15 protein-coding genes are annotated in these 24,687 nt (G+C 54.8%); 3 read left to right on the forward strand and 12 right to left on the reverse strand.

Going from position 1 to position 24,687, the window contains the following annotated elements; all coding sequences use genetic code 11:
• Positions 1-1,110: 1,110 nt before the first annotated feature.
• From AAC019_RS15655 to AAC019_RS15665, 3 genes are all read right to left on the reverse strand, one after another.
• Positions 1,111-4,299 (reverse strand): hypothetical protein, encoded by a 3,189-nt coding sequence (locus tag AAC019_RS15655; RefSeq protein ID WP_339900127.1) that lies wholly within the window; start codon positions 4,297-4,299, stop codon positions 1,111-1,113.
• A 259-nt stretch (positions 4,300-4,558) separates the two neighbouring features.
• Positions 4,559-6,937, reverse strand: a complete 2,379-nt coding sequence (locus tag AAC019_RS15660; protein ID WP_339900128.1) for a PAS domain-containing protein — start codon at positions 6,935-6,937, stop codon at positions 4,559-4,561.
• A 135-nt stretch (positions 6,938-7,072) separates the two neighbouring features.
• Positions 7,073-7,420, reverse strand: a complete 348-nt coding sequence (locus AAC019_RS15665; RefSeq protein ID WP_339900129.1) for a DUF3024 domain-containing protein — start codon at positions 7,418-7,420, stop codon at positions 7,073-7,075.
• 292 nt (positions 7,421-7,712) lie between these two features.
• Between AAC019_RS15665 and AAC019_RS15670 the strand changes: the two genes are divergently transcribed.
• Positions 7,713-8,750: a Gfo/Idh/MocA family oxidoreductase gene (locus AAC019_RS15670; RefSeq protein WP_339900130.1), complete on the forward strand. Its 1,038-nt coding sequence runs from the start codon at positions 7,713-7,715 to the stop codon at positions 8,748-8,750.
• Positions 8,751-8,834: 84 nt separating this feature from the next.
• Here AAC019_RS15670 and AAC019_RS15675 read toward each other — a convergent pair whose 3' ends face one another.
• The 9 genes from AAC019_RS15675 to AAC019_RS15715 all read right to left on the reverse strand — a co-directional run bounded on the left by AAC019_RS15675 (position 8,835) and on the right by AAC019_RS15715 (position 21,264).
• Positions 8,835-9,569, reverse strand: a complete 735-nt coding sequence (locus tag AAC019_RS15675; RefSeq protein WP_339900131.1) for a hypothetical protein — start codon at positions 9,567-9,569, stop codon at positions 8,835-8,837.
• 590 nt (positions 9,570-10,159) lie between these two features.
• Positions 10,160-12,436 carry a carbohydrate-binding domain-containing protein gene (locus AAC019_RS15680; RefSeq protein WP_339900132.1) on the reverse strand — a complete coding sequence of 759 codons (2,277 nt, stop codon included), beginning with the start codon at positions 12,434-12,436 and terminating at the stop codon, positions 10,160-10,162.
• Between the two features lie 511 nt (positions 12,437-12,947).
• Complete coding sequence (locus tag AAC019_RS15685) at positions 12,948-15,653, reverse strand: TonB-dependent receptor (RefSeq protein ID WP_339900134.1); 2,706 nt, start codon at positions 15,651-15,653, stop codon at positions 12,948-12,950.
• Positions 15,654-15,811: 158 nt separating this feature from the next.
• Entirely contained in the window at positions 15,812-17,509 is a 1,698-nt protein-coding gene (locus tag AAC019_RS15690) for a hypothetical protein (protein WP_339900136.1), read from the reverse strand.
• 343 nt (positions 17,510-17,852) lie between these two features.
• Positions 17,853-18,878 (reverse strand): ACR3 family arsenite efflux transporter, encoded by a 1,026-nt coding sequence (arsB, locus tag AAC019_RS15695; protein ID WP_339900138.1) that lies wholly within the window; start codon positions 18,876-18,878, stop codon positions 17,853-17,855.
• A 9-nt stretch (positions 18,879-18,887) separates the two neighbouring features.
• On the reverse strand, positions 18,888-19,574 hold the full coding sequence (arsH, locus tag AAC019_RS15700; protein ID WP_339900145.1) for an arsenical resistance protein ArsH: 687 nt from the start codon (positions 19,572-19,574) through the stop codon (positions 18,888-18,890).
• A 14-nt stretch (positions 19,575-19,588) separates the two neighbouring features.
• Positions 19,589-20,068 (reverse strand): arsenate reductase ArsC, encoded by a 480-nt coding sequence (locus AAC019_RS15705; RefSeq protein WP_339900139.1) that lies wholly within the window; start codon positions 20,066-20,068, stop codon positions 19,589-19,591.
• 71 nt (positions 20,069-20,139) lie between these two features.
• The gene (locus tag AAC019_RS15710) at positions 20,140-20,475 is read right to left on the reverse strand and encodes a metalloregulator ArsR/SmtB family transcription factor (protein ID WP_339900140.1); all 336 of its coding nucleotides are present in this window, start codon (positions 20,473-20,475) and stop codon (positions 20,140-20,142) included.
• 168 nt (positions 20,476-20,643) lie between these two features.
• Complete coding sequence (locus tag AAC019_RS15715; protein WP_339900141.1) at positions 20,644-21,264, reverse strand: DUF922 domain-containing protein; 621 nt, start codon at positions 21,262-21,264, stop codon at positions 20,644-20,646.
• A 212-nt stretch (positions 21,265-21,476) separates the two neighbouring features.
• Here AAC019_RS15715 and AAC019_RS15720 point away from each other — a divergent pair, with 212 nt between their 5' ends.
• Positions 21,477-23,807 carry a methyl-accepting chemotaxis protein gene (locus AAC019_RS15720; protein WP_339900142.1) on the forward strand — a complete coding sequence of 777 codons (2,331 nt, stop codon included), beginning with the start codon at positions 21,477-21,479 and terminating at the stop codon, positions 23,805-23,807.
• 53 nt (positions 23,808-23,860) lie between these two features.
• On the forward strand, positions 23,861-24,583 hold the full coding sequence (gene tsaA / locus AAC019_RS15725) for a tRNA (N6-threonylcarbamoyladenosine(37)-N6)-methyltransferase TrmO (protein WP_339900143.1): 723 nt from the start codon (positions 23,861-23,863) through the stop codon (positions 24,581-24,583).
• Positions 24,584-24,687: the final 104 nt, after the last annotated feature.

A 24,687-nucleotide genomic window follows, 5' to 3' on the forward strand; every position in this document is an offset into this window, starting at 1 on the left:
CATCTCTTTTTTTGCTAATGATAAAGAAACGACACAGAATTATGAACACTACCGCACTTAACAGCTAATTCATGCGACTCAGTCGCACTTCCCCCTGTCACCCTATCTCCGATAGAAACTGGATTAAGACAAATATTGAAGCTGTTGAATACAAAGGGGAAATAGACATATTCTAACTGCTCCTTGTCTCGGAAAAGTGTGGCTCATGTTAATCGATTTTTTAATTTAAGCTTCTTGACCTTTTATGCAAACACTACTAAGCCATTGAATTATTTTGCAACATATTACACGGCTCATATTAACACGCTATTTTTCTCAAGGGTTTCCCTTGAGCAACGGATAAAAATCGATCGGCCGATGTGCGCGCTAAGATTTCACAGCTAAGCCAATTTTCGGCTCGCATGTTGATGCAACTTGCTTATCGCTCGAAAGCAATACAACAAACGATTTTACGCGTGATGAAATAACGGAGATTTCTGGCAGCTCCTTGCCCAAGCGATTGCGCTTTTATCTTATATTCAACGTAGAGTAATACGCCACAAAAATAAACGCAACTCTAGCGATTTAATCAAACCGTCAAACCAAGCTAACCACGAAGCACCGCTTTTAAACACCCCGTAGATACAGCCGAATGGAAGCCTATTTTTGGGGGTAAGCGCACAGGGACAAGGTGAATGGCGCGGAGCGACAGAGAGGGCAGCCTGGGCTGCGTGCGCGCAAGCTATCGTCAGGCCATGGAGAAGGTGAATGCCGTAGCAGAGAAGCCGGCCTGGGCCGCGGCCTGTCGATGCGGCCCGCAAAAATCGGTTGGAATGAGGGGTGAGATCTAGCGTTTACAAAGCGCTGCTTTGTGCGTAATCGAACGCCAGTAAGCTGTGCTTACTGGCCGGACGCTTAGCGACGAAGGGCCGCGCGCCGGGGTGGGCTTTGACGTGCATGGATGCACTAATGCCGCGGGCGCATGGATGCGCAGGAGAGGCGGAGTTACGTCGCTTTTGCCCAAACAAAAGAAAAGTAACTCGCCACGCCCGGCGACACGGGCATATAAACTAAAGCGCGCCAGCCACGCTGGCCACCCATCACCCCCTCAACTCAAACACACTTAAGCCTTTACGGCTCAACCACCTCTCTCGCGCTATTAATCCTAAACTTCCACTGCTTAAACACATCCCCCTCCCGCTCAAGATTCAAACGGCTCGCCAAATAATGCAAACGTCGCGTGGCCTCGCCATCGGGCGCCTGATCAAAACGCTGCTTGAGCCAATACGGCGGTATCGCCTGGTAGTACATGGTCGCCGCTACCGTAAGCGGTTTATCCCGGTAGCGCGAGGGCAAGTCGATACGGTACTGCAAAGAGTCCCGGCCAATAAAGCTTGCGCCTTGGTCTTGGTAGTCCGGGTCGGTGCCCACAAAGTGCGGATCGGTGGCCTCCATAAACTGCGTCATCACCTGCCCTTGTGGCTCAAAGAACGATGAATCGCGCCAGCCGTCGGGCAGTAAGCGGTTATCTTTTACGATGTGCACGCGGTGAACAAAGCTGGTGGTAAACTCCTGGGCTTTATTGCGGTTTAGCTCTTCGTAAATTTGCACTTGTTGATCACTGGTAATCACCTGGTGATGCCCTTGGTAACAACCGGCGGGCTTGTTGTCGGGGTAACCACAATCGCCTTTGGGTAAAAACTCGGTGGCCAGCGGCTTGCCTGCGTGATCGACAATAACACCGGCATCGTTGGTGCGGCCCGAGCTCCAGACGATTTCATCGCCGTCTTTTACTAACAGCTCGATAAAGCCACGGCGAAACGCCACGCCGCTGGGAAAGCGGTGGCCGGTTTTATTTTTAGCGGTTACATCAACCACCAAGGTGTTTTCTGCAAAGTGGAGTTTGTCGATGCTCATATCGACGGTACTGTTGCGCGCCTGAAGCATCATGCTCTCTAGCGCCAAATCAACGCCGGCCTCGGATGCACCGGTCATATAGCTTTTAGGGGCTACGCCCAGTATTGGCTCAAACTGTTTAAACATGCTTAGCAAAAAGGCGTTTAGCCCTACGTGGGTGTGGCGCTTGTACTCTTTGCGAAACGGCACATCGAGTTCATCCGCCGCCAAGCCGTGGTCGGCATCCGGGTAGTTGCTGTCTTCTATGGTGGCGATTTTGCTGATTAGCTCATCTATCGAAATGTCTTTTTCATCATTCTCAAAGCTTGAGGGCATATGGCAATCCTGACAGCTTTGCGCGGTATCGCCCTGGGCGAAGGCGCTGTTCTGCCACTCTAAAAAAGTTGCCTGCTCGATAGAGTGCGGATACTCGGCAAAGGCCGGGTCAACCTCGGCGGCCTGTAAGACTGGCAAGCTGGTATCGGTAGAGCCGATGTTAGGCAGGTTAATGGTGTGGCAGGTGCCGCACAGCTGTGACTTTTGGATAAAGTCGTTTTTGCTGGGCGTTAGGTTAAGCGCGTGCTCCATGGGCTTTTGCGCCACCTCGTAGGGCCCGTTGAGGGTGTTGGCATCGGTGGTATCAAAACGCCCGGTGGAGTTGTGAAACAACAGGTACGCCAGCTCTTTATCTTCAATGCCGGTACTCACCCAACCGGTGGGCGGATTCCAGCTCGCTACGGCTTGCGCATCTGGCCCGTCGATGCGGTGGCACACCATACAGCTGATGCCTTCGCGCCCGAGTGCGCCGTATTGATGGTATTGCTTCTCCTCTAGGCTTTGCTTCTCGGCCGAGGATAATTGCTCGGTATAGTAAAAATAATCGGTTTTAAAGTTTTTATCCAGGCTATCGTTTTGCTCGGCGTCCAGGGTTAACTGGCGCTGCCCCATGGCCCCGTGGCAACTCAGGCAAGTGTTGGTCACCGCTTGCTGGGTTTCTTTTAGCGGGCCTTTTAAGCCGGATTCTTTTGGGTTTTTGGCATTTTTTTTGAGTATCGCCATCTCACTTTCGAGCTGCGCGTGAAAAATCGGGTCGCGCCCCGCCAAGCCCATGGGCGACCAGCGCCACTCGCCATACTCTGAGATATCAAAACCATCGCCATAGTCGGCTCCGGTGGCGATAAACATGGTGGTGCCAAAGGTATCGGCGCTTAGGCCACCGTGACAGCCGATGCAGTTATCCGAGGTGACATACTCCTGCGGCTTACCGGTTTTTTGCACCACATGATCCAGCCACTGCTGGGGAAACTTTTTAATCTCGGAGGCTTTTAATTTTGGTATTTGCGGGAAGGTGTTTAGAAAAGCCTGATTGATGTATTCCTTGTTACTTAGGTTTGTTTCGGCCAGCAGCTTGGCATAGGTTGCCTCATCCATTTGCGAATCGCGATCGTGCTCGTTAAACGAGGCATCGGCGGCGGCACTTCTTACACGTTGTTGGGTGGACCAGGGCAGCTGCGACAGTGGAATATCGAATATGGCTTTTAGCTCCGGGTCGTCCAGCAGCAACGATAGCGGATACTTAGCAAAGTGGCTGGCGGTGCGCCAGGAGTTATCGTCAAGAAACCGCAGGGGGTCTCCCTTAGACTCAAACCCCTTAATATTGCGCAGGCTGGCAAAGGTGAGCGCGTTCTCGGCCGAGGCGTGGCAGCGCAGGCAAGGCATACCAAAGCCGGATAACCGAACGCCATTGGTAGCCACGTAGGATTTTGCTTTGTTGTTGTTTTCGCGGGTGTCCAGCTGCGCCTTCACCGCTTCTTTGATGCTTTGCAGTTTGCCATCCACCAAGGTGGGCGCCGAGACGCTGCCCCAAAACCAGCCGTCGCTAGAGGCTTGTGCGTCTTTAACCATTACCGTCCAGTCCGAGAGCTGCTGCAGCCGTAGGGATTCGGACTCTTCGGCGGTTTTAAGCCGGCGGATATCGCGATAAATTTGTGCCGGGGCGCCGTACATTTCTTTAATAATCATGGCGCCGTCGGGGATATCACCCTCGATGCCCTTTTCGCGGTTAAGCAACCAGGCCATCATTGTAGGCGAGTAATAAATCAGCACCGCCGGATGAGTACCGTGGTACTGGCCATCCACAAACGGCCCGGTATCGCGCACCTCTTTGTCGTGGCACCAGCCGAGCGCGGCGTATTCGCGCTTGATTACCCACGGGTAAAGCGCTTGCTCATAATCAACCAACGGCAGGGAGCCGGGCAAGGGTAAAGAGGCGGAGGCCGCTTTAGGGGCTATCGCACAATCGAGCGATTGGAGATCAACCGCCATTGCATCAGCATCGGGGCTCTTGGCGATAGCCGCCGTGGGTAAGACAACCGCCAGCAGCGCCATTGCAGTTAATTTTGATAATAGGGCTCGGGCAACCATTACTGTGACTCCTTGTATCGGACCAACCGCTCCGATTAATCCGAAAAGGGGAATCTAACCAGTGTAATGGAAAAAAGCGCCAAAATATTAATCTGTAATGGCGTGTAATTTAGTGTGGAGGCTGTTAATTAGGCCCCGCGACCAGAGTGTGTGCATTAGCCCCCTCTGGTTACACTGTAGCGCCTGCGCTGAGTCTTTTGGTAACAGACAAAACGTTGCGACACTGTAGAATAAAATTCCGTTTAATACAGCAACAGTGCTACGGGCTTACAACACCATTCAGAATGCTCATAAGCTCTTTGATCACCACTGGCTTAACCAAGTGGTGATCAAAACCCGCGAGCCGGGAACGCTCCCGGTCTTCATTTTTGCCGTAGCCGGTGAGTGCGATTAGTGTTATGCCGGCAGCAACGGGCTCTGCGCGAATTTTTTGCGCTAATTCGTAGCCATCCATATCGGGCAAGCCAATGTCTAAAATCATCGCTTGCGGTACAGCGTTTGCCATTTGCTGCAGCGCCGTGCGGCCTCTGTCATCAACGCGCGGGCGGTGCCCGTGTAGCTCTAACAACATGGCCAACGCCTCAGCGGCGTCGATATTATCGTCGACAATTAAAATATCGAGCGACTGTGTGTGTGTTTGGCTTCCGCTGCCAGAGGGTTCCGCTGACACCTGTGATTGCAAGGAGCGCGGTAACGTGACACTGAATAAACTGCCTTTATTGATACCCTCGCTCTGCGCGGTAACACGGCCATCATGCAGCTCGACCAAGCTTTTAACCAGCGCCAGGCCTAAACCTAAACCGCCCTGGGCCCGGTCGGGCGAGCGCTCGGCCTGGGTAAACAGCTCGAACATATGTGGCAATAGCTTTTCCTCGACGCCAATGCCATCGTCCTGCACAGTGATTTTTATATGCTCGGCACCAGCGTCAAGGCGCAGGCGAATGTTGCCTTGCTCGGGCGTGTATCGGTTGGCATTGTTAAGGATGTTAGCCACCACTTGTGTTAGCCGGGTGCGATCTCCCTCAACGATGGGTTGGCTTTCGAGGATCTCAACACTTAGCTTTTGCCGCTTCTTCTCGACCATGGCGCTGACTTGCTCTACCGCGTCATCGATAATGGTTTTAAGGTTAACCGGCTGCCTCTGGAGGGTAACCAATCCCCGTGTCACGCGTGAGACGTCGAGCAGGTCATCGACCAAACCGGTCATATGCCCGACCTGGCGGGAGATGATGTCAGCGGTTTTTTTCACGATGACAGGCTCGGCACTGGTGTGCTTAAGCAGCTCGGCTGCCGAGCCTATGGGCGCAAGCGGGTTGCGCAGCTCGTGGGCGAGCATGGCCAGGAACTCGTCTTTACGGCGGTTAGCCGCTCTGAGCTCTTCTTGTACTTTTTCAATTTCATGGATATCGGTGTTGGTGCCCAGCCATTGCAAAATTGTGCCGCTCGCGTCACGCAGCGGTGTAGCGCGGGTAAAAAATGTTCGGTATTCGCCCGCCCCGGAACGCAGCGGAAAGCTCATTTCAAAAGGCTCGCCAGAGTCGAGGCAACGCTGGTAGTTCGCCAACACTAACGGCAGGCGCTGCGGGTCGTGAAGGCTCTGCCAGCCCCAACCTGTCATTGCCTCGGGGGTAGTGCCGGTGTATTCATACCAGCGATCGTTAAACCACACAATCGTTCCGTCGGGTTCGGCCAGCCAAGCCAGATGCGGGATGGTATTGGCCATCTGCCTTAGGTGCTTTTCGCTTTCGCGCAGTGCCTGAGTCGCTTTCACCACATCAGTGACATCACTGCCCTCAATAAAAATACCGGTTACCCGGCCGCTCATATCGCGTATCGGCTGGTAAATAAAGTCGATAAAGTATTGATCGAGCTCGTCGCTTTGCGGGCGACGCAGCTTTACCGGTACCGCTCGCCCGACATAGGGCTCACCCGATTGGTAAACCGTATCGAGCAACTCATACAAGCCCTGCCCCTTGATCTCAGGCAGTGCGTCGCGCACCGCCTTGCCCAGTAATTCACGATGCCCCACCAACTGGTGGTAAGCCTCGTTGGCCAACTCAAACACATGATCGCGATCGCGCAACACCGCCATAATGCCGGGCGCTTGCTGAAACAACTGCCGCAGATGCTCGTTCTCGATCTTGCGTTCGCGAGCGGCTAACACTTGCTGGGTGGTTTCGGTGCAGGCGCAATACATACCGGCCACCTTGCCGTGTTCATCATAGACAGAAGAGTACGAAAACGTGAACCACGTGGACTCTTGATAGCCTTTGCGTCTCATGGTCAAGGGCAAGTTTTCGTGAAACGAAGACTGGCCGGCCATGGCTTGCTCGACAATGGGCAAAATATCGTCCCAGATCTCGGACCAAACCTCTTGGAACGGACGCCCCAATGATTTGGGATGCTTGTTGGCTAACATGTCCACATAAGCGTCGTTATACAACAGCGCCAATTGCGGCCCCCACGCCAAAAACATCGGGAACTTGGAGTTCATGATCAAACTGGTCACTGTGCGCAGCACTTGCGGCCAGGTGTCGGGGTGCCCTAACGGCGAGTGACTCCAGTCGTGAGTACGCATTAAAGAGGCAACCGCGCCATCGCCGAAATAAGCCGCAGCGGATAAGGGGGGTGTAGGCATGTATTCTCACTGTTAGCGTTATTGAAGCTTGCGCAAGTATATAACTGCGGGGCCAGGCTTACACCCTACAACGTGCGATCAAGCACCGTAATTTAATCACTGTCAATCTACTAATAGGCACGCTTTGGTGGACGTTTACCCAAAAAAGCAGGCATTGGCATCTTCATCAACCAGCGCCACAAAATCTGATATATGCTTCACGTCGGGCTGCAGCGGGTAAGCGTGCCACTTTAGATCTTGCCGCTGCCAGTAGACCTTCCAGAGGTTTTGGCTTTTTACAAAGGTTGCTTTTGCCACCGCAATTTCTATTTTTTTGGTGGGATCGCGCAACTCGGGGCGAACCTCAAAGATTACGACGCTTTGATTCGCAATGCGGTACTGCAAATCCAATTCATCGCGAATATGCGCCGGTGGCCGCCTTGACGCAAGCAGAGCATCTAACGCTTTTTCACATTGTTTAATTTCAAATTCACTAAAAGACATCTTCTCACCTTGATGATTTCTGGCACACATCGCCGGGGCGCCAACCGACACAATGGCAGAGCTAAAACCCGCCTGAGCGCTGTAGCGACGGCGCGGCACTCGCGGGGGCCGGCTCAAAGCTGGTAGGACAGTATAAAGGCATAAATACGGCGCCTAAACCCGACTCCGGCTCTGGCGGCCTTGTAACTCGACACTACAAACAATACAACCAGACATTACTCAGCCGCTAAAAAACCTTTAGACTATCCCGCTAGCTAACCCGTTACCCATCACTGCCACGGAACCTATCCCCATGAGCCAAACCCTGAATGTCGCACTGGCCTCATACGGCATGTCTGGAAAGGTGTTTCACGCGCCATTGATTGCCGCGCACCCGCACCTAAAGCTTGCCGCCGTACTGCAGCGCAGCAGCAACACCGCCCACGAGCGCTACCCCGAGGTTAGCATAGCCCGCAGTTTTGCCGAGCTTATCGGCAACCCGACTATCGATATTGTGGTGGTCAACACCCCTAACGCATTGCACTACCCCATGGCCCGGGATGCACTGCGCGCCGGTAAGCATGTGATTTTAGAGAAGCCTTTTACAACTAACATAAATGAAGGCCGCGAGCTGATTGAGCTGGCTGAGCAACAAGCGCTTATGCTGACTGTATTTCACAACCGGCGGTTGCAGTCGGGCTTTTGCACGGCGCAAAAAATATTGCACGAGAAGCGGCTGGGTAAGCTCAACACCTTTGCGGCGACGATTGATCGGTTTCGGCCCGCGCCCGGCCCCAAAAAATGGAAGGAAGAGCCCGGCCCCGGAGCCGGCTTACTGTACGATTTAGGCTCACACTTAATTGACGAGTGCTTAACGCTGTTTGGTTTGCCCAACTCAGTGTATGCCGACTTACGCATAGAGCGTGACGGCGCCCAAACCTGCGACTACTTTGATGTGCGGCTCGATTACCCCGGCCATAAATGCCTACTTAAAGCGAGCATGCTCGCGCGTGAGCCGGCGCCTGCGTATGTGATTCACGGCGATAAAGGCTCTTACCTTAAACCGCTGGGCGATGTACAAGAAAGCCGGTTGGCGGAGGGCACCATACCTCAGGGCTTAAACTGGGCCGATGAAGAGCCCCACCAATGGGGTCACATTCACACCGATAGCGGCCGCGAAGGCTACCCGACGGTGGCCGGCAATTACCTGTACTTTTACGACAATGTTTACTGCCATCTAAAGCAGGGCGACAATCTTTTAGTCAAACCCGAACAGGCACTGGTGACGGTGGGCCTGCTTGATGTGCTAGAGCGCAGCTCACGCGAGCGCGCCTGTATCGAGCTTGCCTAATACAGCCGGTATAACGGCGAGCATAAAAAAAGCCACCCGTAGGTGGCTTTTACGACAGGAGCTAGCCCTTAGGCTAAAAGAACATTAATCGTTCTCGGGGTAATTCAGCACGGCAATGTAGTGCATATCCACCGCGTCATCACCGACAAAACCCGGGATAAAGCGAGAATTTTTTAACGCGCCTTCAACCACTTTGGCATCGCGGCGGGTGCGGCCACGGGCCTCGACGGTTTTAACCGCGCGAACTTCACCGTCGGCATTCACCTCGCCAACAATACGCGCTAACTGACCTTCATTAAAAAATGGTTTGCCCTGCGCCTTACCATCCGCGGCGTAGGCGCTGTACCAATCGGCCTGATCTAAACGCTCTTGCGGGGCAACGTAGCTGACACCGTATTCACGCTGTAACGTACCCAGGTTCGGCAGCATCACCACATTGGGCTGGCTGTCGTTGCGCGAGTAAACCACGCGAAAGGTCATGCGCACCGGCACGGCGGTGCCATCCACTTGCGCAGGCGAAAAGCTTAGCCCTTCGATGGCGCGTTGGGTTTGCCCTTGCAGGTCATCGTAAGCGGCTTTATCAAAACAGCTTACATTACTGGTTACGCCAGTGGCGGCGATGTCCGCTTGGCAGTACACTGAAATAGTGCGCTGCTCTTGGCGCATTTCTTCCGGGATAACCACTTTTTGGCTAACCTGGTCGACCGCATCACCAAACTGAGCGGGTTGGTACATGGAGCTCGCACTGCTAGAAAAAGGCAGCACTACTGCCAGAATCGCCAGTGAACCGAGCACTTTATTGGTTAGAAGTGTTTTCATGCTCAAATCCTCATCATCTCTGGGGGACATCCCCGACTTCAAATGGGCGCAGCCGGTAAACTGTTTCTGCACCATTGGTATAAAGAATATCACCGGCCTAAGCACGCTATTGTTAATTTATTATTACAGAAATGACTTTTTTTAAAATTTTTTGCAAAAAAACCGACTTTTTTCACTTTTTGGCCGTTTCAGACCTAAATTTGTACAAAAAACGAGCTTTTTAGCCGAATTTTAGCTAGCGCTATAACAAAAACATCTAAGATTTGGCTAGTTTTTATTACCGTTTTTGACCTTCCGATCCTCAAAATTAAAGCTAAACCTACGCTTTGGCCGTTTACGCGGCCATGTCAGCGGTAAAAAACCTACATAACAAATAGACAGCGGGCGGTGACAAGCGGAGATATTGAATAACAAAGCGGTGGAACCTGTGCTAGCTGAATACGCCAGAGGCAGTAAACCATACCCGGTAAACATGGGCGTGTAATTATGGAGCCTTTTATTGCTCACAGCAGGCGCCCTGACGTTAGCTTGTGTTTAGGCGCAAATTATTAATAAAGCGGCACCGGAAGGTGCCGCTTGGGGAGCAACACTTACTGTACGGAGACAGTCTGTGTTGGGGTATCGACGGCCATGTTGGCGTCTGCATCCCAGTAGGTGAAGTTGTAGCTTAGGGTGTCCCCTGCCGATAGACCACTCACCGGATAGGTGTTTTCGCCGTTTGCCTGGGTCATACGTACGTTTTGCTGACCACCGCCATTGACGCTGTAATGAATATCAGCCCAAGAGGACGACTGGACATAAAACGCCAACGTATCGGCCGAGCTTTGCGCTACCCCGTAAGGGCCGGCAGGAGGTGTCGGGTCACCGCCATCATCGTTGCCAGAGGTTTGCTCGAGGCGCACCCAGTTGAGGTTGAAGTCGCCCGTTTGCACATCCAGGCGCAGGCTTGCGTCGGCGTTAACTTGCAACTCGCCAAGGGTGACGGTTTGCCAGGTTTGCCAGCCACCGGTAGCGGCGACATTGGCCGAGACTGAGTCGCCACCTTCGCTGAGGGTAAATTGCCCACCGCCATTAAGTGACGCAACGCGAGCGCTGACCTGGTATGTTCCGGGCGCCAGGTTGGTGTCGTACTCGAGCCATTCGCCCGAGACAGTCCAGCCGACGTTAAAGCCGCCACCGTCGTCGGTGCTCGCTTCTATATCGACATCGTCCGTGCGATAGGCACCACCATTGTTGCCCACATCGGCGTCCATAAAGTTGTTGTAATCTTCAGCTTCAATTTGCGCGTCAGTGGTGGCGCACCCCAGGGCGTTGACCTGCACACCGCTGGCGGTACCGGGGCATTGATCGGTGCCATTGTCGACGCCGTCGTTATCGTCGTCGTTTCCACCGCCGGTGTTAGCATCGCCTCCGCCTTGCCAAACAATATCGTCAATCGCGATCGCAACGTTGCTTGACGGTGTTGTGGGCGTGCTGAGTATGGCGAATGGATAGCTGACCGATTGCAGGGCAATAAGCTCACCGGTTAGCTCTTCCACAGGGATAGTGACCTGGCTCCAGCCGCCGTTGCGTACTAGCCCGTATTTTTCTTCACCCGCTGGGAAGTCGATGTAATGCTCGTTGGTGTAAGTGTCGGTGATACCAATGCGGAAGCCGACATTCGCCGGGACTTTAATGCTAAAGCTTAGGTCACCCTCGGCGAAATTACTCATGTCCAGCGGCTGGCGCGATTGCACACCACCACCAAACCATTGGCCGGGGGCCGTGTAGTCCCACGAAATTACCTCGGAGCCTTCTAACGGTTGTTCGTTGCCGCCAACCAACGAGTTGGTGCTCCAGATATAAATATCTGAGGTTTCGCCGCTTGCCAGTGAGCGGCTGGTATCGGTGCGATCGCTAAAGACACCAAAGGTACCGGTTTCGGGCTCGGAGGGGTTGCCCAGAGTCACTTCGCCCAGGCCGTTGTACTCATAGACCCGTACATAGTCGATGTACATTTTAGCGGGCAAGGGCGCGGTCACCTGAGCGTTTTGCAGCGCGTCGGTAAAGTTGCCGCCCACTGCCAAGTTCATCAACAGGTAAAACGGTTGGCGAAATTCGCTCGACTCTTCAGTGACAGGAATCGGCGAATCGTACATGTCGTACTCTGTGCCGTTATCAACCACCGAGAAACGCAACGATTGATCGGTCCAATACAGCCGATAGGTTACAAACCGATCGGCCAGCGATGTGCTTGCTAAATAAGCGTTATCGGTTTCAAACGCGGTGCTGGCGGCGCAGGTTGGGTTGGCCGGCACGCAGGCGGCGTCCGCGTAAAAAATGGCGTTAGAGCCAACAAAGTTGTTGATGTTTGCACCGGCGAACTCGGCATCGATGTAAGACTGCTTGTGGCCCATCTCCATCATGTCAATCTCGCCTTTGGCGGGCCAGGGTGACGTGCTTGTACCCAACAACCAAAACGCAGGCCACAAGCCCGTGGCAAGGTTGGGAACGCGAATACGCGTTTCGATCATGCCGTATTTAACAGACACGCCATTTTTACTGTCGAGTTTGCCGGAGGTAAAGGCCCGGCTTTCGACGGACTGATTGCGCGCCTCCAGCACAATGGCAGAGTTTCCAGGCTCGCCGGGTACCGCTTCAATCGAGACGTTATCATCTTGATAATATTCGAGCTCCTGGTTGCCCCAACCACACAGCCCGGGGCAGCCGTCGCCCTCAATGACGTTCCAGTGGTCGGTGTTCAGAGTATTAAAGTTGTCTTCCCACAGTAGTGGGCCGACTTGTGCCTGTGATTGGGAGACAAAGCCCAGGCAGGCCACAGCGGTAAAGGCGGCAAGGCGCCCGGATCGATTAATAGAATTGCTCATAGAGATTCTCCAGGTCGTGGTTATTCGTTATATCCCTGGCGGGTTGCCGGATACACCACAGGGCGATTGCCGTAAAACCCGCTTATGTCGTTCTCCAGTGAGTCGTATCCTGAAGCGAATACCGCAATAATGCGTTTCACTTTGAAAGTTATCGCCAAGGTGTGACACCCCAAATATGGCCCACTTTGGTACCAAGCCGTTTCTTAAAGGGGGACACTCGGCGGGCTACCGAGCTCTCACAGGGGCTGAAAGCAATGCGCGGATCGATACATTTTTGTTTTTTTATTTGCGCACGACACTAAACGGCCACTCACCGAATACTTTATACAGTGACGTCCGTCACACTCGTCATCAGCTGGCGCAGCCTCTAACAGCAAAAATTGTTTTTCGTTTAATAAAAAACCGTAGCAATCATCGCGATTTATGGCATCGATACAAACAAAAAAAAGCCGCTACCTTGCGGTAGCGGCTTAGGCGCGATTTCTCGTGCCGGTTGGGCAATCAGCTGTGATTAGAAGGAGTATTTAAAATCCAGACTCACGCCGGTGCCTTGCTCTTGGGTAAGAATCGTAACGGCTTCACCGTCAGAGTTAACCTGCTCAAACTCCCGATCCTGATCCAGCAAGTTGCTCAGTTTGAGCTTCATGCTAAGAGTATCGGTTGGGTAAAAGGTGTACACCAAATCTACCGAGTGATAGGGCTGCTCAAACGCATCATCGTGGCCATCGAGTACCGCGGCGTAGTAAACGCGGTCGCCAAAGACGTTGTACAACAGCGATGCGGTGTGCTTGCCATCTTCCGAGTCAAAGCCCAACTGAGCGTTCATAACATACTCAGATTGGCCCGTCATACGGCGCACGGTGTTGGTAAAACCCTGACCCTCGGGCGATACGATTTCCGAATCACTCAGGGTTAAGTTACCCGAGACAAAGAAGCCCGCGCCAATATCTTTTAAGCCTTCAAACTCCAGGCCGTAAATCTCACCGGATTCAGCGTTGTAGTAAGTTAGCAAGATATCGTCGTCCGAGCCCGGCTGACGCGCCTGCTCGATAGGGTTAACAATGTCTTTATAAAACAACGACACGGTAAAGTTATCGCCGCCCGAATAGAACCACTCGGTGCGCAGATCAAAGTGATCCAGCTCGGAGAAGTCCAGGTTGGGGTTGCCCACTACGCGAACGTCCAGCTCCGGATCCAGGTATTGCACGTCAGAGACTTCACGCAAATCCGGGCGAACCACGGTTTGCGCCAGCGAGGCACGTATCTGGAAATCGTCGGCACCCATAAAGCCCTGATTCATAAAAGTCAGTGCCAGCGAGGGGAACCAGCCGTCATCTTTAACCACGTAGTTATCTGGGTTGGCTTGCAGGTCTTCGTTTAGCTCGACAATAGACTCACCGGTATAATCCAGCAAATCGACCGGCAATACCGCCTGACGGAAGTCTTCATAGCGCACACCACCGGTAATACGCCAGGTGTAGTCGATGTTTAAATCAAACATACCGTAGGCAGCGTCGGTTTTTTGTGCGGCAATGTAACTCTCTTTGCCCAGCCCCGGATCCATGGTGAGGTCAAAGTTGTAATCCAGATTACTCAGGTTCTCATCACCCAGCACATAACCCGGCGTACCGGCCAGCGCTTCACTGCTGACACCCGGCGCGTTAATCGCCGCGGTATAGCCGTAATAGCCACGGGCTTTATCGCTGTAATCATAGCCACCGGTAAAGGTCAGCAGAGTATCGCCAAAGTTAATGGGTAACTCGACGTCGTAACCGTAACTGGTGACGTTATCTTCCAGCTGCAAAAAGCCAAAGCTCGCCATATTGGTGGTGGACTGCAAACGCGTGTTGAGTACTTCACCGCTGGTGACATCAATCACGTTCGAGGCTTTGATGTTCACCTCGTTGGGGATAGCGGTTTCGGCGCGCGAATCAGAGTAGTACCAATCCACACCCAGCTCATCGATGGCGTCGGTCAGGTCAAACTCAAAGTTGTGCTCGCCCATCACCTGGCCGATTTCCAGGCGGCGCTCCTCATAACGGGTTTGATAATCCAGCACTTGTGAGCCGTCGGACTGACGGTTGTTGGCATCGTAACCGCGCGAGATAGCCGCGCGATCTTCCACATCCGTAATGTAGAAGTAGCTGGCCTCGATGGTGTGCATTTCCTGGAAACTTATACCACCACTGATAGCCGCCAACGTACGGGTATTTTCCGAGGTGCGCTGAACATCCGAGTTGACCTCTTCGGGGTTACCAATACCTTTTTTCGTCTGGTTTTTGTTGCGCCACTCGTGATCGTACGACAAGTTGCCCAACGCACCAATGCGCCAGTCATCACCCACGTACCAGGAGTTACCCAGCGACACCTTGCCGCCATAATCCGGGTCGAGTGATTGCGGTGTGATTTCTACATCGCGGTTTAAGCTCAACATTAAATCGCGATTTACCTGTTGCGCCTGGGCGCGAACTTCAGGCGTCACGGCCTGTCCCTGACCCACCATGCTCTGGGCGATCCCGCTGGTGGTTACATTGCCCTGATACAGGGTGATGGCCCGGCTCAGTTCAGCAGGCACACCATTATCAATGTCGCCACCCGAGTAGAAGATACCGTCATCATTGTTAACAGTATTCCAACCCGTGCCAACGGACACATCAAAAACGAGATCTTCCGGCATGCCTTTGGTGCGAATATTAACATTACCACCACCAAAGGTGGCTGGCAGATCCGGTGAAAATGCTTTTTGCACTTTCAAGGTTTTTACGATGGTAGAGGGAAATAAATCCAGCGGCAAAACGTTACGGGTTAGCTCCGGTGACGGAACCGACGCGCCGTTTAAATTAACACTGGAGTAACGCTCCCCCAGCGAGCGAACGTAAACGTATTGATCGTCAACAACGGTCAAGCCGGTTACTCGGCCCAAAGCCGACGCGATATCAGCATCGCCGGCGCGGGAAATTTGCTCGAAGCCAAGCACGTCAGCAGAAAATGCCTGCTCGATACGCTCATCGACAATAGAGTCGGCGCTGCTTTGCAAGCGGCCGATGGTAAGCACTTCTTCAATAACCGGTGCCTGAATGCTCACTTGCTGAGTCTCAGGCCGATCACCTGAACCCTCATCGGACTGAGCCAGTACCAGTTGAGTGCTACCCAAGGCAACGGTGGCGGCAATAACCGCCAGTGCTAACGGGCTTCGTTTGGTAGTAATTGTGCGCATTTTAAAAACCTTTTAGAGGCGGTTTTCCAAACGGTCTGGGATACCCACCCGACAATCAATCAACAGGATATACAGGTGGTGTGAGGACTAAAAAGTCCGGGGGTTTATCGCAAAAGGCGCCCCGGAAGGCGCCTTGCAATACAGCTGGCGCAGGTGGATTAGTTATCCAGGCCTACGGTCCAACCGGCAACCCAGTCGTTGTCAGCGCTTACCGCACCGATAAAGTCAACCGCTTCAAAGAAGCTGCTGGTGCCAGCCGAGCCAACCGCCGGGGCGGCGCCCGCTTCAAAGCTGTTTTCCAACATGGTTACGTCGTAAACATCAACGTTGATAGCGCCACCGTTACCGTCGGTCATGCTAGCGGCGGTGATGTAAGCGCGTGGGTTGCTATCCAGGCCGTCGATAACAGTCGCGGGCAAGGCACCGGCAGTGTTTTCGTCCAGAATAACGTTGTTGGTGTTCTCACCTGAGGCCAACCAAGCGTTGATATCGAATGCACCGTTAGCGGCATCCACACCAGCTTTGGTCGCTTCGGTACAGGCAATCACATTGCTCTTAGCAACAGACCAGCCATCGATAGCGGCAGCGATGGTGTGTGGGCCTTCAGAGTCGTCCAGCTCAAAACACTCGTTAGAGGCCATGCCAGAAGCGTTAGAGGTTACGATTGAGTTATACAACTCAAAGTGCGCACCTTCGCGAAACAGCGGCCCTTCAGAGCTGCCTTTAGCGCTTGGATTCTCGCCTTCGTTTTCGTTAACGTTTGAGGTCACACAGGTCATGTTAGAGATACGACCTTTGGTGAAAGGCGCCAGATCATCGGCGCGGCCGCCACCGGTGTTGTCCGCTTCGATACAACGGTTAGAACCAGAGGTGTGAGTTACCAGTGCGAACTGAATGTCGCCGGCCCAACCTTCCGAGTAATCGATCGAGTCATCGCCTACGTTTACGGCAACAATATTTTTCAGGTCAACCGCGCCACCAAACATTTCAAAGCCGTCATCCTGCGTGGTGTAGGTTTGTACGTACTCGATGTCGGTGCCAGAACCTACGGCGTTCAGGGTCAAACCGTTCAGCTCAGAGCCGTCAACAACCTCGAAACCGGCGTGCTTGATAACAACGTAGCGCAGGATACCGCTGCTTTCGTCGTTGTTGTTACCGCCGTACGTGGCCGGACGACCTTCAGCGGTGATGTGGCAGTTGTGAACGTTGTTAGCAGTCGCTTCGCGCTGCTCGTCGGTACACTTGTTGGTAATACCGTTACCGTTAATTTGCACACCGCCCCACTCGCCGCGGCTTGACTCGTCGGCCAGGCCGTCGCGCAAGTCAGATACAGAAGAGAATACAATCGGCGCGTCGGCCGTACCTTCGGCCAAAATAGAAGAGCCGCGAGCAATACGAACGTAATCGGTCGCTGCAGAGAACGCAATCTGTGCACCAGCTTCAATGCTTAGGGCCGGGCCATCGCCTTCTTGCGGAATAGAAGTACCGTTAGAGGCCTGGCTGGCATCAACGTCTTCACCTACCCACAGGCTGTTTTCAAAAATGTGTAAACCACCGTCCAGCGCGGGAATATTTAAATCAACCGTCAGAGGGTTGGTATCGCTTACGAAAGAAGCGCCGTAAGTACAGTTGCCATCGGCGTAGTTACCTTGACGAGTTTGACCGTCTGCTGCGTAAGTAGCACATGGGTTGTCGTCACCAGAGTTATCGCCTCCGCCAGAGGAGTTGTTATTGTTATTCGTCGTGTTGTTAGAGTCGATAACAGTGTTGGACGGGTTCAGCTCGATGTCACCGCCGCCACAACCAACTAATACAGCGGCCAATACGTTTATGCTTACCAGGGTCTTGATCTTCATAAATTCCAACGCTCCCCAAAGGATTGTTTGTCAAAAGTATGTCTGACGCTAACCCTTGTTAGCGCCGGATAAATTCGTCGTTCGTTCCATTACCAGGACGGACATGACTGACTGAAAAGGCACAACATTCGTGGCAGGCCAAATCCGAGCTCAGTGCTCATGTGGCGCCTATGTTTGACGAGTTTTATGAAACTTGCGTGACAGTAATGTGAAGGTTTTGTTTCAGCGGAACTTTTGGCGAGGCACGCGCCTTAGATTAAAAGCGCGCAGGGTATGTAACTACTAACAAGATGGCGCGAGCGCGGCGCAGACTAAGTTTGGCCGCCGCGCAAACGCTTAAAGTTTAATCGATTTTTGGCGCAAACCAGTGACGAGTGCGATTGGCAATAGCCACCAGCGACAACATCACCGGCACCTCCACCAACACCCCCACCACGGTGGCGAGTGCCGCACCGGAGTTTAATCCAAACAGCGAGATCGCCACCGCCACCGCCAGCTCAAAAAAGTTTGAGGTGGCAATCATGCAGGCGGGGGCCGCGATGTCGTGACTCAAACGCCAGCGTTTTGCCCACCAGTAGGCCAAGGCAAAAATACCGTAGGTTTGTATTAACAGCGGAACCGCAATCATCACAATGGCCCAAGGCTGGGCCAAAATGCGCGGCGCCTGAAAGCCAAACAAGAGTACCACCGTGGCAATTAAACCCAGAATCGACAAGGGTTTTACCCGGTGCAAAAACTGCTCGAGCCCGGCGGCACTATGTTTAAAAATACCGTAACGGGTAATAACGCCAGCCACCAGAGGTAATAGCACGTACAGCACCACCGAGGCCAACAGCGTTTGCCAGGGTACCGCAATATCGGTCACCCCCAACAGCAGGCCCGCGATTGGGGCAAAGGCCACCACCATAATGACGTCGTTCACCGACACCTGCACCAGGGTGTAATTAGCGTTGCCCCGGGTTAGCTGACTCCAGATAAACACCATGGCGGTACAGGGCGCCACGCCCAGCAAAATCATCCCGGCGATGTACTCTTCGGCCGTGGCCGGATCTACCCAAGGGGCAAAGATGTACTTAAAAAACAACACCCCCAGGGCCGCCATGGTAAAGGGTTTAATCGCCCAGTTGATGATCAGTGTCAGCGCCAGGCCGCGGGGGTTGGCCCCCACCTGCTTGATTGAGGCAAAATCCACTTGCGCCATCATGGGGTAAATCATCAGCCAAATCAGCACCGCGACCGGCACATTAACCCCGGCCCACTCCCAGCCGGCCACCTGCGCAAACACATCGGGCAGCGCACTGCCAAGGGCGACCCCGGCAACAATGGCAAGCCCCACCCACAACGACAACCACCGTTCAAATGCACCCATAACGATCTCCTAAATATTGTTTTGGTTAACCCGGGCGCTTAGCTCGGCCGCACTTTCAACCCGCTCGGAATAGCGATCGACTAAGTATGACTCCCGCCCCTGAACCAAATAGGTAAACTTCATCAGCTCTTCGACCACATCGACAATACGCTGGTAGTAAGACGAGGGCTTCATACGGCCAGCGTCATCAAACTCTAAAAAGGCTTTGGCCACCGACGACTGATTAGGAATAGTCAGCATCCGCATCCAGCGGCCCAGCACACGCAACTGATTCACCGCATTAAACGACTGCGAGCCACCACACACCTGCATCACCGCCAGGGTTTTGCCCTGGGTGGGGCGCACCGCGCCAATGCTGAGCGGGATCCAGTCGATTTGCGCTTTCATAATGCCGGTCATGGCGCCGTGGCGCTCGGGCGAGCACCACACCATACCGTCGCACCAGGTGGCCAGCTCGCGCAGCTCAAGTACCTTGGGGTGGTCCGCCTCGGCGCCATCGGGCAGCGGTAAACCCGCCGGGTTAAAAATACGCGTTTGTGCGCCGTAGGCGTTAAGCAAACGCTCGGTCTCTTCGACCACCAGGCGGCTGTAAGAGCGCTCGCGCAGCGAGCCGTAGAGCAATAAAATTTTAGGCGGGCGGGCATCGGGATTACCTAGACGGGCGGCGTCTATGGCGGCAAACGCCTCTCGGTCAATATTGGGTAAATCACTCACGCCGGCACCTGCTCGGCCACGCGGTTAGCCAGGTTTCGCAACTCATCAGGCGACATAGATTCCAGCGGCTCCGCCAACATCTTTTCAACTCGCTTGCTAATCAGCTGGTAGACATTATCAAAAGCGGTAGCGACGGCGACCGGGCCGCCCTCGGTGTGCGATGGGTCGGGCAGACCCCAGTGAGCTTTGGCGGTATCGCCCATCCACAGCGGGCAGGCCTCGCCCGCGGCGCGATCGCACACAGTAATCACCAAATCCGGCGCAAAGCTTTCAAACTCGTCCATGCCCTGACTGCTTAGCCCCTCGGTAGCCACCCCTTTACCGCGTAAAAAATTAAGCGTTAACGGGTGGATACGCCCGGCCGGTGCACTGCCGGCGCTGGCGCTTTGAATACGGCCGTTAGCTAAATCGCGGGCGACAACCTCTGCCAGCACGCTGCGGCAGGCGTTGTGAGTACAAACAAATAAGATTTTCATGCTGACACCTCAAAACATATGAAATTTCATATATACCAATGTAAAAAAACGCGATTAATCGCTATTGCCCGCTAGCCACAGCAGGAGGGGCGGTCGGCCATTTTATGTAGCCGTGCCAGCGGCTCGCGCAGCCACAGTGCATTACCGGTCTGCGTTTCGGCCAATACCTTGCCGGCCCAGCCGGGCAAAGATCCCGCCAAACGGTAAAACACCCACTGGCCCCGTTTACTGCTTTGCAGCAGGCCACACTCGCGCAACTGCGCCAAATGGCGGGACACTTTTGGTTGGCTTAGCCCTGTGGCGGTGGTTAGCTCACAGACACACAGCTCGCCCAACTGCTGTATTAACAGCAGGCATTGCAGCCGGGTTGGCTCGGCCAAACACTTATAAAAACTAACAGGGTCCATAGAAGGCCTCGGTTGATCTCGCCCCAGAATACATATGGTTTTTCAGATATACAAGACATGGCCGCAATCGAGATTCAAAATCGCGGCAGAGATGGAAGACTTTAACAAACCCGGCGAGGCGCTGGCATGGCTGTGCCGCGGCCCGAAAAGCTAAACTGAAAGCGGTGACTACTGGGCCGCTGCCGAGCTGGCCGATGCTGCCTCTTCCGCTTGTGGCTCGGCCAGGCTCACCCCTTGCTCGGCGCCGTAGCGGGTCTGTTTATCAAACGCCAACTCTTTGTCGCGATGCTCTTGCTCGATTTGGCTGGCCATCGCCTCGGCCTGTTGCCGCGCCGTGTCACAGTTTGCCACCGGCTCCATGTAGGTTAAGCGCACATCGATTTTATTGGCCGCCTGAATAGCAATAATGTAATGGCCTATTTGGTGGCGCTGCAGCGCCTCGGCGTAGCGATTAAACTCGGCCTGTAACTCTGCCGGTGCATCGTAGCCCAGCTCGGGGAGGTAAATCAGCGCATCCAAATGAATATCGATATCGCTGATGGTGCAGCTGCCATCGTCCGCCTCGCTGGCAGCAAAGCGCCAATCCAGTCGCCAGCGGGTTTCGCCGTGCAGCTTGCGGCCATCGCGCTCAATAGGCGTCGCCGCATCTAGCTGCTCTTTAAGCGCCAGTGTTTTGCCGGACTCTTCCAGCTGATAGTAGGTGTAATCAATAATTTCACTGACTTCCGCCTGCGCCAGCGGGCTTGTGCATAAACATGCCACGGCGATAAACCGAGTCCACATAGACATTACACTCCCAGGCTTAGCACCTGTATTAACGTCGCCATTACCACTCAAAGAAAACGTCATTTTTTTGGATTTTCTCCACAAAAAAATCAAGGTTATCGGGGCCCGTCAAAGCTCTGACGGCACACTCTATTAATAACAAAATAAGCGCCATTCGGTAACCAAAATGTCACACCGTAAACTTATTTTGTGCCCTCTATCACCGGAGGCTCACTGTGAAAATTTCTACCCGGCTTACTTTAGGCGCGATAGCACTGACCGCCGTTGCTGTGATCGGCTCGGCCGGCACAACCGGCTGGCTGGCGCTAAAGGAATCGAGCAGTGCCATTGAAACCAGTTTAAAAAATCAATTCCACGCGGTTGCGCGCGGCCGCGCCGCCGCCATCGATGCCAAGCTCGATAGCTACCGCGATTTACTCAACTCCCTCGCCCACGGCCGTATGACACAAGATGCCGTGTACGGTTTTGTCCGGCCCTTTGACTCTTACCGCTACGAAGTCGGCAACACCGATAAAGACGCGATAGCCGCCGAACTCACCACCTGGTACCAGCAGCAGTATTTACCTTTTGTGCGCCGCACACAATACGGCTTTGAACCCGCCGTTGACCAGTGGTTAACCGAGATGAGTTTTGAAGCGCAACTGCTGCAGCACTACTATTTACAAACCAACCCGGGTTGGCCCGACCAACTGGCGGCCATGGAAGATCGCTCGGACGCCACCATTTATGGACAACAGCACCGCAAATATCATTCAAGCTTTCACGACATTGTTAAGCGCTTTGGCTTTAGCGATTTAATGCTGCTCGACAGCGGCCGGCAGCGGGTGATTTACTCGGTCAATAAAGGGCCGGAGCTGGGCACCTCGCTCCAGCGCGGCCCGTTTAAAAACTCGCAACTGGCCGCGCTTGCCCAGACGCTTAAACAACACCCCGAGCAGTTGGCCGTATCCGGCTTTGAACACGCCGCCTTTAACGGCAGTGATCAAGTATTTTATCTCGGTGTAAGTGTCTATCACCAAGCCCATAGCCCCGACCGCGCCACAGGCTATTTAATCGCCGAAGTCCCCGCCCGGCAATTAAGCGACTTACTCAGTAACCAGCGCCAGTGGCGCGAGATGGGCCTGGGCGAGAGCGGCGACGTCTATCTGGTGGGACCCGACAGCACCTTGATTACCGACTTACGCCCGCCGGCAACCGGAGCGGATACCTTACTCGGGCAACTGGCGGACACCGGATTGCTGCGCCAGCCCCAGCGCGCCCGCGCCTCGGGCAGCGCCGCCGGCTGGCTGACACTCGAGAGCCAAGCGGCACAACAAGCGCTGCAGGGGCAGGCAGGCGTCGGCCTGACCGAGGATTACCTGGGCCGCGAGGTCTACAGCGCCTGGCAGCCCGTTACCATCGGCCGCCAGCCGTATGGGCTGATTGTGCAGCAATCGCCCGCCGAGGTATTCGCCGCGTTGGGGCACCTGCGCACTCAAGTGGTTGTTAGCATAGCGGTAGCGGCCATTGTGCTGATCGCGCTGGCGATGATCGCAGCGGTGGCTTACGCGCGCTATTTAGCCCGGCCGCTGGCACGCCTTGCGCAAGAGATCGAGGCGAGCGCAAATCAGCGCAATCTGGCGGCGCAATTTGCCAGCCACCGCAGCGACGAGGTAGGCGATATCGGCCGCAGCCTAAATACCTTATTTAGTACCCTGCGCGACACCTTTGCCAGCGTTATTCAGGCCACCGAGCAATCGGCCAACACCGCCGGTAGCAACGCCGCCATCAGTGCCAGCTGCCGCCGCGACGCCAGCAACCAACGGCGCGAGATGAGCAGCGTCGATAGCGCCCTAACTCAGGTGCAAACCGCGCTCGAAGCCATGAGTACCGAGCTGGGCAGCACCGCCACCGAGGTACAAGAGGCCAGCCAAGTGGCCCATACGGGACGCCGGCAAATGGCTCAGGTTACCGAACAGGTAGATGGTTTACAGCGGCAAATCGCGCGCTCGGACGACAGCATGCAACAGCTCAGCCACGCCGCCGACGATATCGTCGCCGTGGTAGACACCATTAAGGGGGTGGCCGAACAAACCAATTTACTGGCGCTAAACGCCGCCATCGAGGCGGCCCGGGCCGGTGAACACGGCCGCGGTTTTGCCGTGGTCGCCGATGAGGTGCGCAGGCTATCGGCCAATACCCATGACGCCACCGGCGAAATCCAGCAGCTGATTGATCGCCTGCGTGACACTGTCGGCTCTACCGCCGCCGGGCTGGCCGCCGAGCAATCGGGCGCCGTGCTGTGCGTCGAGTCATCCAAGGCCGCGGAGCAATCACTGGCCACCATCGAGCAAACCGTGGCGCGGCTTGAAACCGTGATTGCCAGCGCCGCCACCCGCTCTGAGCAAGAGTGTCAGCGGGCCCAGCAGATGCGCGATACTCTGGCCGGCGCGCTGGCCATGGTCGAGCACGCCGACGCCTCGATTGCGCGGCTTGCCGAGAGCGCCAACGACCAAAGTACACTGGCGCACCAGACACTCGACTCTACCCGCCAGCTCAACCTGTAAGACGTACCGCAATCGGGTAAACTGGCGGCTTTGTTGGCCATCAGTGACCCACCATGATCGAGTTTGAGCCCATTGCGGTTGTCCGCTCCTGCTTTACCGATAAGTTCGGCATTCCCCGGCAAAGCGGCTTGGTGCCCGCGGCGCGGGCGACGCTGGAGTTTCACCCGCCCTACAATAACGCCCAGGCGTTTGTCGGGCTCGAGGGCTGCTCGCACCTGTGGCTGCAATTTGTGTTTCACGCCAACCGCGCCAGCGGGTTTCGGCCCCGGGTGCGCCCGCCCCGTCTGGGCGGCAACAAAAGCCTCGGGGTGTTTGCCACCCGCTCACCGGTGCGCCCCAACCCCATCGGCCTATCGGTAGTCACGCTAGAGGAGGTTGTCGTCACCGGGGGCACAGCCTCCCTGGTTGTCAGCGGCCACGATCTGCTGGATGGCACCCCCATACTGGATGTAAAACCCTACGTGCCTTACACCGACGCGCTAAGCAATGCGGTGAACCCGGTTGCGCCCGCGCCTCCGCCGACCTTAGCGGTACGCTTTAGCCCCGGCGCCGCCGAGCAGTGCCAGGCTCACAGCCCGCGCACCGGCGCCGACTTAACCGCGCTGCTCACCCAGCTGTTGGCGCAAGACCCGCGGCCCCAGTATCAGACGCCCGACCCCAGCCGGCGCTACGCCATGACCCTGTTTGACCTGGATGTGGCTTGGCACTATTGGCTAGCGGGCGAAAGCTACGGGATAGAGGTGGTGAGTGTTGAGCTCGTGAATGGGGAACGGTGAGTGGAGCACGGAGCACGGAGCACGGAGCACGGAGCACGGAGCACGGAGCACGGTGAACGGTGAACGGTGAACGGTGAACGGTGAACGGTGAACGGTGAACGGTG

Origin of the sequence: uncultured Gilvimarinus sp., assembly GCF_963975215.1 — a bacterium.
Lineage (GTDB): Bacteria > Pseudomonadota > Gammaproteobacteria > Pseudomonadales > Cellvibrionaceae > Gilvimarinus.

Coding starts and splice junctions, on each gene's coding strand:
- AAC019_RS15655 (WP_339900127.1), bottom strand. CDS start 4,299: ATGGTTGCCCGAGCCCTATTATCAAAATTAACTGCAATGGCGCTGCTG.
- AAC019_RS15660 (WP_339900128.1), bottom strand. CDS start 6,937: ATGCCTACACCCCCCTTATCCGCTGCGGCTTATTTCGGCGATGGCGCG.
- AAC019_RS15665 (WP_339900129.1), bottom strand. CDS start 7,420: ATGTCTTTTAGTGAATTTGAAATTAAACAATGTGAAAAAGCGTTAGAT.
- AAC019_RS15670 (WP_339900130.1), top strand. CDS start 7,713: ATGAGCCAAACCCTGAATGTCGCACTGGCCTCATACGGCATGTCTGGA.
- AAC019_RS15675 (WP_339900131.1), bottom strand. CDS start 9,569: ATGAAAACACTTCTAACCAATAAAGTGCTCGGTTCACTGGCGATTCTG.
- AAC019_RS15680 (WP_339900132.1), bottom strand. CDS start 12,436: ATGAGCAATTCTATTAATCGATCCGGGCGCCTTGCCGCCTTTACCGCT.
- AAC019_RS15685 (WP_339900134.1), bottom strand. CDS start 15,653: ATGCGCACAATTACTACCAAACGAAGCCCGTTAGCACTGGCGGTTATT.
- AAC019_RS15690 (WP_339900136.1), bottom strand. CDS start 17,509: ATGAAGATCAAGACCCTGGTAAGCATAAACGTATTGGCCGCTGTATTA.
- arsB (WP_339900138.1), bottom strand. CDS start 18,878: ATGGGTGCATTTGAACGGTGGTTGTCGTTGTGGGTGGGGCTTGCCATT.
- AAC019_RS15705 (WP_339900139.1), bottom strand. CDS start 20,068: ATGAAAATCTTATTTGTTTGTACTCACAACGCCTGCCGCAGCGTGCTG.
- AAC019_RS15710 (WP_339900140.1), bottom strand. CDS start 20,475: ATGGACCCTGTTAGTTTTTATAAGTGTTTGGCCGAGCCAACCCGGCTG.
- AAC019_RS15715 (WP_339900141.1), bottom strand. CDS start 21,264: ATGTCTATGTGGACTCGGTTTATCGCCGTGGCATGTTTATGCACAAGC.
- tsaA (WP_339900143.1), top strand. CDS start 23,861: ATGATCGAGTTTGAGCCCATTGCGGTTGTCCGCTCCTGCTTTACCGAT.